This is a genomic window from uncultured Methylovirgula sp., from assembly GCF_947646745.1.
Taxonomy (GTDB): domain Bacteria; phylum Pseudomonadota; class Alphaproteobacteria; order Rhizobiales; family Beijerinckiaceae; genus Methylovirgula.
The window spans coordinates 48,589-60,658 of sequence record NZ_CANSHK010000016.1 but is presented as its reverse complement, the minus strand read 5'-3'; the positions used below and the strand labels follow the sequence as shown (position 1 = coordinate 60,658).

Below are 12,070 nucleotides of genomic sequence, written 5' to 3'. Positions count from 1 at the left end.
GCTCGTCCTCGCTGGCGATGCGCGCCTCGCTTATCACGGCGTCGCGCGCATCGTGGCCCGCACGTCCGACCTCTTGGGCGGTGCCCGCATCAATTTGACATTGCGGCGCGTGACGAAACCATCCGGCTCGTCGCCGGATGGTCTTGCCGCGAACTGACTCGCTCAGTGATGCAAGAAAAGCGCGAGCAGAATGATGACCGGAATCGGAATACCGATCAGCCAAAGCAAAAGGCCTTTTCCGAAACTCATGATCTCGTCCTCCTTGTTGAAGGTGGGGGACTAACCAGATCGCTGCCTTTCGGTTCCGCCTGAAGCGCACCCCGCCTTCAGCGGAACTTTTGCGCGCCGAAATTGTTTCCGGCGGAACCCTTGTTCATTTTGTGTGTCGTCATGAAAGACATTTTTTCAAAGTTCGCGGCCGGCTGCGCGCATGTCACCGGCCATCCGATGGCTTTCGGCCTCTCGCTTTCGCTGATTGTGATTTGGGGCATTCTGGGCCCGTCTTTTCACTATTCGGACACGTGGCAGCTTGTCGCCAATACGGCAACCAGCCTCATCACCTTCCTCATGGTGTTCCTCATCCAGAGTTCGCAGAATCGCGACGGTGCAGCGATCCAGGCCAAGCTCGATGAACTGATCCGGGCCGGCGATGCCGAGAATCGATTTGTCGGGATCGATCTTCTGACGGAAGAAGAAGTGAACCGTCTGCGCGCGACCTGCGCCGCGCGTGCCAAGGGCAGGGCCGAGGACAGGGCCGCTTAGAGAAAGCTGCTTGGACTAACGGGCCAGCGGTTGCAGCGGCAGGCCGACTTCGATGGCCAGCCCTTCCGGCTTCCAATGTCGGACGATTTTGCCGCCGAGTTGATCGCAGACGATGCGGTCAATCAGGACGGAACCAAAGCCTGTCGCTTCGCCCGCTTTAGCGGTCAGCGGCGGACCGTTGCGTTCGGCCCAATCGAGCTGAAGCGTCTCGCCGGTGGCCCGCCAAGCGACCTTGACCTTGCCGCTCGATTCGGAAAGCGCACCATATTTGGCAGCATTCGTCGCGAACTCGTGCAGCAGCAGCGCCAAATTGGTGACGGCGCTCGGCCCCAACGTCACGTCGGGCCCCTCGATCTGCACGCGCTTCGTGCCGGCTCTTGCATCTTCGAACGGCGATAAAATCGCCCGCGCCAATTCGGCGAAGGTGGCAGTTTTGATGCCGCTGGTCAGATCGCCGGAAAGGTCGGGCAGAATCAATTCCTGCGCCCGCGCCATGGCGGTGAGCCGGCCGCGAACCGCCGCCGCCAGTTCCGACGGCGTTGCGGCAGAGCGGGCGCTGACGCTCAACATGCCGCTCGCAACCGAGAACAGATTTTTGACCCGGTGGTTGATCTCGCGCAGGACAAGCTGACTCTTCTCCTCGGCGCGCTTGCGCTCGGTAATGTCGCGGGCGATCTTGCATGCGCCGATGACATTTCCCTCCGCATCTCTGATGGGCGAGATGCTGAGCGAGATATCGATGAAACTGCCGTCCTTGCGGCGGCGGATCGTTTCGTAATGATCGACTTTGATGCCGCTGCGGATGCGGTCGAGAATGATGGTTTCCTCGGCCAGCCGTTCGGGCGGGATCAGGATCGCGATCGGCAGGCCGATCGCTTCGTCTGCGGTATAGCCGAAGAGCTGCTCCGCGGCCTGGTTCCAGCTCACGATAATGCCGTCGAGATCCTTGCCGACGATCGCGTCCTGTGAAGATTCGATCAGTCGCCGCCGGATCTCGTCGGCCTGGCGGTGCGCCGTCGCATCGACCAAACGATACCTCCTAAACCGCTTGCGGACGTCTCACGGAGCGGCCCTTAGGCTGCCGCCCCTGCGGTCGAGTCTAGACCATGTCCACGCCTCGCGATGCCCGAATTCCGTTCCGGGCGCGCTTCAGCTTGTTTTGGCCCCGGCGCGTGAAATGCCCACTTTCGCTGGCCGCAGAACACGCTCCCCGATTGTATAGCCGTCTTCGACGACCTTCACGACCGTACCGTTCGGCACCGTCTCGTCCGGGACCTCATAGAGAGCCTCGTGCAGGTTGGGGTCGAACTTGCCGCCGAGCGGCTCCAATTTCTTGACGCCATGACGCGCCAGGCGGCCGATAAAGTCGCGCTCGATCACCTCAAGGCCGCTGGTCAGGGTCTTGACCGCGCTATCGGCGCTTTTGCGCAAGTCATCCGGGATATTGTCCACGGCACGGCGCAGATTATCGGCAAAGCTCAGCATATCGCGGGCGAAGCTCGAAACGCCGTAAAGCTTGGCGTCGGCCACTTCCTTTTCGGTGCGGCGGCGCAAATTCTCCATCTCCGCGAGCGTGCGCAGAAGCCGGTCCTTGAGCTCGCCATTCTCGCGCTGAAGGCTCTGCAGGACGGCGAACGGGTCCGGCGTATTTTCGACGGTCGGCGGCGCATCGCCCTCCGTCGCCGGGAAATTGGTCTCAGGCAATGTTTCGTCGGGCATGGCAGGGTCCACTGCTCGTGAATGAAGAATAGCGCGCCTTGGGGCGCATCGTGCTGGAATCTCCGCCGATATCAGGGCTGGAGCAAAGAAAATCAAGCCAAAGCCAAGCCTTTGGCTCACGGGGCAGGCGCAGCCGCGGCCATTTTGGCCGGCGCCGCGCCCTGGCCGGGAAAGGCGTCGAGCAGCTTTTGGCGGATCGAGGCCTTGCGTCCGCTGGTGGTGATTTTAGCCCCGGTGAGGTCGGTCACATAGAAGACGTCGGCGGCCTTTTCGCCGAAGGTCACGATATGCGCCGAGCCGATATTAAGATTGAGCCGCGAGAGGATGTCGGCGATCGAATAGAGCAGCCCGGGCCGGTCGCGGCCGGAGACCTCGATGACCGTGTAGCGGTTCGACAATTCATTATCGATCGAGACCTGCGCCGGCACATCGAAGGGGGTGCCTTTGGCGGCGGCGGCGGCGCCTTTGGCGGCGACGAGGTCGCCCAGGCGAATCTGCCCGCGCAGCGCCTGCTCGATCGCCAGCACGATGCGCTCGCCGCGGCGCAATTCGTCCTCGTCGCGCTCGAACGTCCGCGAAACGAAGAAGGAATCGAGCGCGATTCCGTCGGTGGTCGTGAAAATCTGCGCATCGACGATATTGGCGCCGGCGGCGGCGCAGGCGCCGGCGACGATCGACAGCAGCCGCGGATGGTCGAGCGCAATCAGCGTCACCTCGGTCACGCCGCGGAACGTATCCGTCTGAACGTCGATGATCGGCTCGGGCAAGTCGATCTCGGTGCGGTGGAGAAGCCGCGCATGGCGGATTTTGCGCGACAGATCGACGCGCAGCCAATAGGCTTGCGGATGCCGCGCCGCATAGGCTGCGAATTCGGCATCCGACCAGTTCGGCAATTGCGCCCGCAATTCGGCTTTGGCCCTCTCGATCCGCTCGGTGCGCTCGGTTTTGGTATGGCCGCCGCCCAGCACGATCTGCGTCTCAAGGAAAAGCGTGCGCAGCAACTCCCCCTTCCAGCCGTTCCAGACACCGGGCCCGACGGCCTGAATGTCGCAGACCGTCAACAGGAACAGCATTTTGAGCCGTTCCATCGTCTGCACCCGGGCGGCAAAGGTCTCGATCGTGCGCCGGTCAGCGAGATCGCGCCGCTGCGCGGTATCTGACATCAGGAGATGATTTTCGATGAGCCAGGCGACCGTTTCGGTCTCGGCCGGGTCGAGGCCAAGCCGCGGACACAGATGATGCGCGACGGCTGCGCCGGCGATCGAATGATCTTCCATGCGGCCCTTGGCGACATCATGCAGAAAGAGCGCGACGTAAAGCGCCCGGCGCTTCTCGACCGACGACATGATCGTGTCGGACAGCGGCAGATCCTCGCGATGCCGGCGCGCATCGATCTCGGCGAGATAGCCGACGGCACGCAACAGGTGCTCGTCGACGGTGTAGTGATGATACATGTTGAACTGCATCATCGCGACGATGCGCCCGAAAGCCGGGATGAAGCGGCCGAGTACGCCGGCCTCATTCATCAGCCGCAGCACCGCTTCTGCCGAATTGTGGGAAGTCAGAATGTCGAGGAACAGCCGGTTCGCCTCGCGATCGTCGCGCAGAGTCTCGTCGATCAAATAAAGATGCGAAATGGCAAGATGCACGAGGTCCGGATGCAGCGCGACGCCGTCGCGATCGGCGAGCCAGTACATGCGGATGAGATTGACCGGGTCGCGCGCGAAGACGTCGGGCCGCGCGGCTTTCAGCCGACCGTTCTCTATGGTGAACCCGAACTCCTTGACGCGCTTGTCCTGGCGCCGCACGCGCAGGTGAAATCGGTCGAGGACCGCGGCCGGTTTGGCATGGCGCTCCTCCAGCGCGGCGCTGAGCACGGCGGTGAGATCGCCGACTTCCTTGGCGATCAGGAAATAATGTTTCATGAAGCGTTCGACGCCGGAGAGGCCGCCGCGGCCGGCATAGCCGAGCCGTTCGGCGATCGGGCGCTGCATGTCAAAGCTCAAAATCTCCTCGGCGCGGCCGGCGAGAAAATGCATATGGCAACGCACGAGCCATAAGAATTCCTCGCAGCGGCAGAAGCGCCGATATTCGCGCGGCGTGAACACGCGGGCTTCGACAAGCTCCGACGCCTCGCGCACGCGATAGACATATTTGGCGATCCAGAACAGCGAATTGAGGTCGCGTAGGCCGCCTTTGCCTTCCTTGACGTTAGGCTCGACGAGATAGCGCGTCTGGCCTTCCTTGGTAATGCGGCTGTCGCGTTCGGCGAGCTTGGCGACGACGAATTCGCGCGGATTGCGCTGCACGATCTCCTTGTCGAAGCGCCGATACATATCGGCAAAGAGTTTTTCATCGCCGAGAATGAAGCGCGCTTCGAGCAAGGCGGTGCGGATCGTCATGTCGCGCCGCGATTGGGACAGACATTCCTCGACCGAACGCGTCGAGTGACCGACTTTCTGCTTCAGGTCCCAGAGCAGATAGAGCACCGATTCGGTGACCCTTTTGCCCCAGGTGTCGTCGTCCGACGGCAGCAGAAACAGGAGGTCGATGTCGGAGCCGGGCGCGAGCGTCGCGCGGCCATAGCCGCCGACCGCGGCGATGACGAGCCGCCGCGCCGCGGCTGTGGGCGGCGGGAAGAGGTAAGTGACGGTGAAATCGTGCAGCGCGCGAATCAGTTCGTCTTCGAGCTTCGACAGATTGCCGGCGCAGGCGAGGCCGCCGCGCACCGCATCCAAGGTTGTACGGGCGCGGCCGCGTCCCGCCTCGAGCCCGGCGCGGAAAAGATCGAGTGCGGTTTGGCGCAGATCGTCGAGGCCGAGGCCGGTGTCGTGCGCGGCGGCGATGGCCGCAGCGATCGCCGCCCGGTCGAAAAGCTGGGCCGGATCCAATGCGGCGCTGCGGCGGCGCGGCCGGTCGCGAGGCGTGGCGAGTTCGCTAAGGCTCATGCGTTCAAGTCCTGGCACCGGGCTGCAAGCTTGGCCTCGATCGCATCCCAGATGAGAGCGGCGACGTCGGGGCCACCGGTGTTGCGGATCGCCCTTATGCCGGTTGGCGAGGTGACGTTGATTTCCGTCAGATAGCCATCGATGACGTCGATGCCAACAAAAAGCAGGCCGCGGCGTTTCAGCTCCGGCCCGATCGCGGCGCAAATCTCTTTTTCGCGGGCCGTCAATTCCGTCGCGGCCGCGGCGCCGCCACGCACCATATTGGCGCGGATATCGTTTTCCGCCGGCACGCGGTTGACCGCGCCGGCGGCTGCGCCATCGACCAAGATGATGCGCTTATCGCCCTTGGCGATCTGCGGCAGAAACGCCTGGGCGACCCAGGGCTCTTTGAAAGTCGTGGCAAACAGATCGTAGAGCGAGCCGAAGTTCGGGTCCTTGCGACCGAGCTTGAAGACGGCCGCGCCGCCGTGCCCGTGCAGCGGTTTGACCACGATCTCACCCTGCTCCTCCAGGAAGGCGGCGATCGCGGCTTTGTCGCGGCTGATCAGCGTTGCCGGCATAAATTGCGGAAAGTCCATCACAAACAGCTTTTCCGGCGCATTGCGCACGGCGGCCGGATCGTTGACGACGAGGACGCTCGGCGGCAATTGCTCGAGCAGATGCGTCGAGGTGATATAGCCAAGGTCGAACGGCGGATCCTGCCGCAGCAGCACGACATCGGCCTGGGCGAGCTCGAGGCGCGCCGGTTTCTGCAGCGTGAAATAGTCGCCCGGCCGGTCGCGCACGGCGATTTCGGCGGCTTCGGCGGTGATGCCATGCGCCCCCCAGGTCAGCTTATCGGGGGTGTAGTGGTAGAGCCGGTGGCCGCGCTTTTCCGCCTCCAGCATCAAGGCGAACGTCGAATCGCCGGCGAAATTGATTTTGTCGATCGGATCCATTTGGACCGCGACAACGAGGGACATAATCGCTCCTTCCGCCGCATCCGGCTTCTCGGCCGCCGCCGCAAAAATCTCAGGTTGCGGGGCCGCGTCGTTAACTTCCCATGAAGCGCATCGGACATATTGTCCAGTTTACGTGCGGCAGAGGCAAATTCATGGGCAATCTTTCCATCGGCCGAAGCTTAATTCTGAGGCAGCTTCTTTATATTGGTCTTCTCGTCGCGCTGAGTGTGGTGGCCTATCTGGCCTCCCTCCAGGTGCGCGACCTCGCCCATGCCATCGTCAGCGCCGACCCGCGAACCGCCCATCTCGAGGCCATCGCGCTCGATCGCGCGGCCGGGCAATTGAGCCGCGACCTGCTTTTTGGCTCGGCGCTCGGCTGCGTGCTGGTTTTGATCGTCTCGACGCCCATTGCCTATTTTACCATTGCCAAGCCGGTCGATATTCTGGCGCGGCAAATGTCGGCGCTTGCGGCCGGCAATGCGGATATCGACCTTAACGGCGCAGAGCGCAATGACGAGATTGGCGCAATCTCCCGGGCGTTGCGGGTGCTGCGCGACGGCGTCAAGAAAAACAACGAGCTCATGGCCGAAATCCAGGCGCGCGACGATCGCGAGAAGCGGCTTCTGCGCGAAGCGGCGATCCGCGACAAGGTCGAGACATTCTCCGCCGATCTTTCGAGCCGCGTCGGCCAATTGACGGAAATGACCAAACGCATGTCGGCGGCGTCGCAGGATATGATCGCCGGCGCCCGCAATGCCGCCGAAGGCTCTTCGCAAGCCAAGATCGCGTCCTCGAATGCGGCGGGCGACGTGTCATCGGTTGCCATCGCATCGGAAGAGCTGCTGGCTTCGATCGAGGAGATCAGCCGTCAGGTCGTGCAATCGACGACGGTCGTCAAGCGCGCCGTGTCGGAGAGCATCGAGACGTCGAGCGGCATGGCGCGCCTCACCGAGGCGGCGCGGCGCGTCGGCGATATCGTCAGCCTCATTTCGCGCATTGCGGCGCAGACCAATCTTCTGGCGCTCAACGCGACGATCGAGGCCGCCCGCGCCGGCGAGGCCGGCCGCGGCTTCGCCGTCGTCGCCCAGGAGGTCAAGACACTCGCCACCCAGACCGCCCGCGCGACGCAGGACATTTCCGCCCAGAACGCCGACATGCAGGCGGCAACCGACAGTTCGGTGACGGCGATCGACACGATCCAGACCAAGATCGGCGAAATTGAGCAGATTTCGGCGATCATCGCCTCTGCCGTGCAAGAGCAGGGCGCCTCGACTCAGGAAATCGCCCGCAACGTACGCTCGGCCGCGTCCGGCACATCGGCGACGTCGAGCTTTGTCGAGAATGTCGCCAAGGCGGCCTCCCTCACCAGCCAGCACGCCGAATCCCTGGTCGGCCTTGCCCGCGAACTCGATATGCTTGCCGCGCGCGTGCTGACCGACGTGCGCGCCTTTGCCGAGACGTTGGGCGAGGCGGCGTGAGGGGACTCGCCCTGCGATCGATTTTCATTTGACTCGGTTCGCGATCCCCGCGAACTAGGCATATGAAGATCAGCCTGATCCAGATGAATTCGCGCCAGGACAAGGCCGCGAATATCGCCGCCGCCGTCGAACTGATCAATCAGGCGGTGGCGCAGGAACGGTCCGATTGGATCGGCCTGCCCGAATGTTTCGATTTCCTCGGCGGCCTGCAAGCCGACAAGCAGGAAGCCGCCGAAATCCTCGGCGAGGGCCCGGCCTATACCGCCATGCAGGCACTGGCGCGACGCCACGGCATTTTCATCCACGCCGGCTCGATCCTGGAAAAAATTCCGGGTGAGGACCGTCTTTATAATACCACTTTGGTCTTCGATCGCACCGGCCGTGAGCTCGCGCGTTACCGCAAGATCCACATGTTCGACATCACCGCGCCGGACGGCACGCATTACTGCGAAAGCGCATCGTTCAAACCCGGCGACCAGGTCGTGACTTATCGGGCCGAAGATTTCACCTTCGGCTGCGCCATCTGCTACGATTTGCGTTTCCCCGATCTCTTCCAGGCTCTGGCCGAAAAAGGTGCCGACGTCATCGCGCTGCCCGCAGCCTTCACGCTGCTGACCGGCAAGGATCATTGGGAGGTTCTCTGCCGCGCCCGCGCGATCGAGACGGAAACCTATTTCTGCGCGCCCGCACAGACCGGCTTGCACAAGGCGGGCGATGCGACACGGGCGAGCTATGGCCATTCGCTTGTCGCCGATCCCTGGGGGCATGTGATCGCCCGGGCCTCGGACGGGGTCGGCATCGTCTCGACGCGGATCGCGCGGAACGCGATCGACACAATGCGGGTCCAGATTCCCGTCGCCCGGCACAAGGTCAAACTGCGATAGACGTCAGAAGGGGGAGTGCATGCGCCGTCTTTGGTATCATCGCGAACCGGGCGCGGTGCAAGCGCAAAAAAAACCGCGCCCCACTCTTCGTTCACTCCTCTCGATCATCGGACCGGGCTTCATCACCGGCGCAGCGGATGACGATCCCTCCGGCATCGCGACCTATTCTCAAACCGGCGCGCAATTTGGTTTCGGTCAGCTTTGGACGGCGGCCTATCAGGTGCCGCTGCTGCTTGCGGTTCAGGAATGCTGCGGCCGGATCGGCGCCGTCACCGGCAAGGGTCTCGCCGGCGTCATCAAAGAGCATTACAGCCGCAATGTTTTGCTCGGCGTCGTGCTGCTGGTGCTCGCGGCGAATATCATCAATATCGGCGCCGACATCGGCGCGGTCGCCGCCGCGGCGCGGCTTGTTTATCCGGCGCCGTTCTGGCTCTTTGCGGTCCTCACTGTCGCCATCGTCATCTCGCTCGAAATCTGGGTGAGCTATCCGGCCTATGCCAATATTCTCAAATGGCTTGCCTTGACGCTGCTCGCCTATCCGGCGACGGCGCTTCTCGTCTCCAACGACTGGGCGGCGATCTTGCGCGCGACGATCGTGCCGCATATCGAATTTTCCTTCGCCTTTCTCTTCATCATCACCGGCGTCTTCGGCACGTCGATCTCGCCCTATATGTTTTTCTGGCAGGCGTCGGAGGAGGTCGAGGAAGAAGAGGCGATTGCTGCGCGCGAGGGCAAAAGCGGGCCGCCGCAATTGCCGCCGCACTTCGTCCGCAACATGCGCATCGACACCACGGTCGGCATGTTCTCTTCGCAGATTGTGCAATGGTTCATCATCGTCACCACCGGCACGGTGCTTTATGCGCATGGCGTGAAGAACATCAATACCGCGGCAGACGCCGCCGCGGCGCTTGAGCCGTTGGTGCATTCGTTTCCGAACGCCGGTCAATTGGCGCGCGATATTTTCGCCTTCGGCGTCGTCGGCCTCGGCTTGCTGGCGATTCCGATCTTGGCCGGCTCCGCCGCTTATGCCATGGCCGAGGCGCTCGACTGGAACGAGGGCCTGTCGCGCAAGTTCGGCGAGGCGCGCGGCTTCTATGGCGTCATTCTGGTCGCCACCTTCGTGGGTCTGGCGCTGAATTTCGTCGGCATCGATCCGATCAAGGCGCTGGTCTATACAGCTGTCTTTAATGGGATTTCCGCAGTGCCGCTGCTCTATGTCATCGCCCGGATCAACGGGCGCGCCGATATTCTCGGGGCGTATCGCGGCGGCCCGCTCTCGCGCTTCTTCGTCTGGCTCGCTTTTGGGGTGATGGCGATCGCCGGGGCGGCCCTCATCTACACGACCGTGCATGGAGGCTGATTTCCCGCGATCGCTCGAATTTTAGCTAAATCAAAAAAGAAAGCTGAAGCCGCGGGAGCTATGACGTTGCCATAGTTTTGGGGAAACGTTCGATGGCTTCATCCGGGGTCGGACTGGTCACGCCGCAGTTTTATCGCGGCACGCTCGCACAGGCCGCGCCGAAGCGCGGTTTTGTGCAGCAGTCAAAGGAATTGTCCGATGCCGTCGTTGCCTTGCAAGCGCCGGCGGTCCTGCCGGCACCGGTGCGCACGGGCTCCAGCGCCCAGATGGCCACGCTCTGCCTCGTTCAATCGGGCGATCACGCGGCGCGTGCCGAAAGCGGCGCCCTGCACGCGGCGCTCGCCGCCTATGCAACCATATTGACCGACTAGCCGCGACTGGGCGCCTGCGGTCTTGGCACCGTCATCAGATTGAATTGCGCCTTTTGGTCGTCGCTGAGCGTCGCGTAGAAATCCTTCAATTTCGGTGCAATGGACTCAATTGCTCCCTTCATCGCCTTGAGCCGCGCCTCGATCGCATCGAAGCGCGCAGCAACGGTCTGCGGCGGCTGCTGCGGACACGAATCCTCGACATTCGCGGCGGCCTTGTCGCTCACCATCTTGAGCGAATCGAAGGCGGCCTTTTGATCGCCGGTCGGCTTCAGCGTATCGGAAATCTGTTGCACCGGCAGATCGGTGAATTGCTGCGCGCGCTCCTTGCATTGCGCGACGAAGTCGGCGGGCGCCGCCTTTTTCGGCGCGCGGCGATGGCGTCCCAAGGTGATGGCGTCGAATTTCTGTTTCTGTTCGTCGCCGAGCGAATCGTAAAGCTTGGTCAGCGGTGCGCGGATCATGCCGAGAGCCTGGTCGGTCGCGTCGAGCCGTTTTTCGATCGCGGTGATGCGGCTCACGGGCGTCAGCGGCGGCTCGCTCGGACAGGCCGCACGCAGAATGTCGCCGGCTTTGCCGGTCGCGGTCTTGAGATCGTTCAACAGATTGGTTTGATCGGCGCTCGGCTGGATCGCTTTGCCGATCCGCTCGAGCGGCAGGTCGGTCACGCCGGGCGCAGCGGCGGTGCACGACTGGGCTGCATTGGCTTGCGGCTCGACCGGCTGGCGATGATGACGGCGGCGATGTCCGCGCACCGGCGCGCCACCGTAGAGGCCGCCGTCGTAGAAGTCGCCGGCATAGGCGTCGTAATCGTAACCGGGCCAGAAGAGACCGGCGAAGAGATCGTCCGGCCCATAGTCGAAGAATGGGTCGTAATAAGCGCCGGGCCACAGCGCATAGAGGAGCGCGTCGTCATAATAATACGGCCAGAAGAGCCCGCCGCCCCAGCCACCTCCCCAACCCCAACCGCCGCCCCACCCCCCGCCATAGCCATTGCGCCAGCCGCCGGCGGCAAAGCCATGCCCGAAAGCGCCTTGTCCGAAAGCGCCGTGGCCGAAGCCGCCCGCCATCCGGCCACCGAAGCCATGGCCGAAATGCGCCCCCGCAAAACCACGTCCACCGAAGCCATGTCCACCAAGGCCATGTCCGCCGAACCCATGTCCAGCGAAGCCATGCCCGCCGGCGAAGTGACCGAAATGGCCCCCGCCGAAATGGCGCCCTCCGAAATGGCCGCCACCAAAATGCCCGCCGCCGAAGCGCGCACCGCCGAAATGGCCGCCGCCAAAATGGCCACCGCCGAAATGGCCGCCGCCAAAGTGACCGCCGCCGAAATGGCCACCGCCAAAGCCGCCGCCGCCAAAGTGGCCGCCGCCAAAGTGGCCGCCTCCGCCGCCAAAATGACCGCCTCCCCCGCCGCCGTGGCCGAAGGCAAAAGCATCCGTCATCAGCATCGCGGTGAAACAAAAAGCCGTGGTCAGGCAAAGCAATCTGGCGGTCCGGCGCGGCATGTGAGCCTCCATTCCCCGCAAAAAATTTGCATCGGTTAACGCGTGACCCGGCCTGACCGTTGCGTCAGCCTGCTCAAATCCGCGTGCTTTGAGCATCGGAGC

Annotated in this window: 11 protein-coding genes; 6 read left to right on the top strand and 5 right to left on the bottom strand. The window is 63.2% G+C overall.

The genetic code is table 11. The features are described 5' to 3' along the window. Positions 1-369 precede the first annotated feature (369 nt). Positions 370-762, top strand: a complete 393-nt coding sequence (locus tag Q0025_RS06675; RefSeq protein WP_297297268.1) for a low affinity iron permease family protein — start codon at positions 370-372, stop codon at positions 760-762. Between the two features lie 15 nt (positions 763-777). Here Q0025_RS06675 and Q0025_RS06670 read toward each other — a convergent pair whose 3' ends face one another. From Q0025_RS06670 to gshB, 4 genes are all read right to left on the bottom strand, one after another. Continuing rightward, positions 778-1,791, bottom strand: coding sequence for a PAS domain S-box protein (locus Q0025_RS06670; RefSeq protein WP_297297266.1), 1,014 nt, complete (start codon positions 1,789-1,791; stop codon positions 778-780). A 120-nt stretch (positions 1,792-1,911) separates the two neighbouring features. Beyond that, the gene (grpE, locus tag Q0025_RS06665) at positions 1,912-2,481 is read right to left on the bottom strand and encodes a nucleotide exchange factor GrpE (protein WP_297297264.1); all 570 of its coding nucleotides are present in this window, start codon (positions 2,479-2,481) and stop codon (positions 1,912-1,914) included. A 116-nt stretch (positions 2,482-2,597) separates the two neighbouring features. Next, entirely contained in the window at positions 2,598-5,429 is a 2,832-nt protein-coding gene (locus tag Q0025_RS06660; RefSeq protein ID WP_297297262.1) for a [protein-PII] uridylyltransferase, read from the bottom strand. Further along, entirely contained in the window at positions 5,426-6,391 is a 966-nt protein-coding gene (gene gshB, locus Q0025_RS06655) for a glutathione synthase (RefSeq protein ID WP_297297260.1), read from the bottom strand. The genes Q0025_RS06660 and gshB overlap by 4 nt, the downstream gene beginning before the upstream one ends. 131 nt (positions 6,392-6,522) lie before the next feature. Between gshB and Q0025_RS06650 the strand changes: the two genes are divergently transcribed. The 4 genes from Q0025_RS06650 to Q0025_RS06635 all read left to right on the top strand — a co-directional run bounded on the left by Q0025_RS06650 (position 6,523) and on the right by Q0025_RS06635 (position 10,463). Beyond that, the gene (locus tag Q0025_RS06650) at positions 6,523-7,848 is read left to right on the top strand and encodes a methyl-accepting chemotaxis protein (RefSeq protein ID WP_297297258.1); all 1,326 of its coding nucleotides are present in this window, start codon (positions 6,523-6,525) and stop codon (positions 7,846-7,848) included. Positions 7,849-7,910: 62 nt separating this feature from the next. Further along, positions 7,911-8,732 carry a carbon-nitrogen hydrolase family protein gene (locus Q0025_RS06645; RefSeq protein ID WP_297297256.1) on the top strand — a complete coding sequence of 274 codons (822 nt, stop codon included), beginning with the start codon at positions 7,911-7,913 and terminating at the stop codon, positions 8,730-8,732. A gap of 19 nt (positions 8,733-8,751) precedes the next feature. Then, positions 8,752-10,092, top strand: a complete 1,341-nt coding sequence (locus Q0025_RS06640; RefSeq protein WP_297297254.1) for an NRAMP family divalent metal transporter — start codon at positions 8,752-8,754, stop codon at positions 10,090-10,092. Between the two features lie 92 nt (positions 10,093-10,184). Then, positions 10,185-10,463 (top strand): hypothetical protein, encoded by a 279-nt coding sequence (locus Q0025_RS06635; RefSeq protein ID WP_297297253.1) that lies wholly within the window; start codon positions 10,185-10,187, stop codon positions 10,461-10,463. Here Q0025_RS06635 and Q0025_RS06630 read toward each other — a convergent pair. Then, entirely contained in the window at positions 10,460-11,530 is a 1,071-nt protein-coding gene (locus Q0025_RS06630) for a Spy/CpxP family protein refolding chaperone (protein WP_297297250.1), read from the bottom strand. The genes Q0025_RS06635 and Q0025_RS06630 overlap by 4 nt on opposite strands. On the opposite strand from Q0025_RS06630, the gene Q0025_RS06625 reads away from it, so the two are divergent. Next, positions 11,510-12,007 (top strand): hypothetical protein, encoded by a 498-nt coding sequence (locus tag Q0025_RS06625; RefSeq protein WP_297297248.1) that lies wholly within the window; start codon positions 11,510-11,512, stop codon positions 12,005-12,007. The genes Q0025_RS06630 and Q0025_RS06625 overlap by 21 nt on opposite strands. Positions 12,008-12,070: the final 63 nt, after the last annotated feature.

Bases quoted from the DNA above. Each gene is read 5' to 3' on its own strand.
- grpE (WP_297297264.1), bottom strand. From the start codon at position 2,481: ATGCCCGACGAAACATTGCCTGAGACCAATTTCCCGGCGACGGAGGGC.
- Q0025_RS06660 (WP_297297262.1), bottom strand. From the start codon at position 5,429: ATGAGCCTTAGCGAACTCGCCACGCCTCGCGACCGGCCGCGCCGCCGC.
- gshB (WP_297297260.1), bottom strand. From the start codon at position 6,391: ATGTCCCTCGTTGTCGCGGTCCAAATGGATCCGATCGACAAAATCAAT.
- Q0025_RS06650 (WP_297297258.1), top strand. From the start codon at position 6,523: ATGGGCAATCTTTCCATCGGCCGAAGCTTAATTCTGAGGCAGCTTCTT.
- Q0025_RS06645 (WP_297297256.1), top strand. From the start codon at position 7,911: ATGAAGATCAGCCTGATCCAGATGAATTCGCGCCAGGACAAGGCCGCG.
- Q0025_RS06640 (WP_297297254.1), top strand. From the start codon at position 8,752: ATGCGCCGTCTTTGGTATCATCGCGAACCGGGCGCGGTGCAAGCGCAA.
- Q0025_RS06635 (WP_297297253.1), top strand. From the start codon at position 10,185: ATGGCTTCATCCGGGGTCGGACTGGTCACGCCGCAGTTTTATCGCGGC.
- Q0025_RS06630 (WP_297297250.1), bottom strand. From the start codon at position 11,530: ATGGCGGGCGGCTTCGGCCACGGCGCTTTCGGACAAGGCGCTTTCGGG.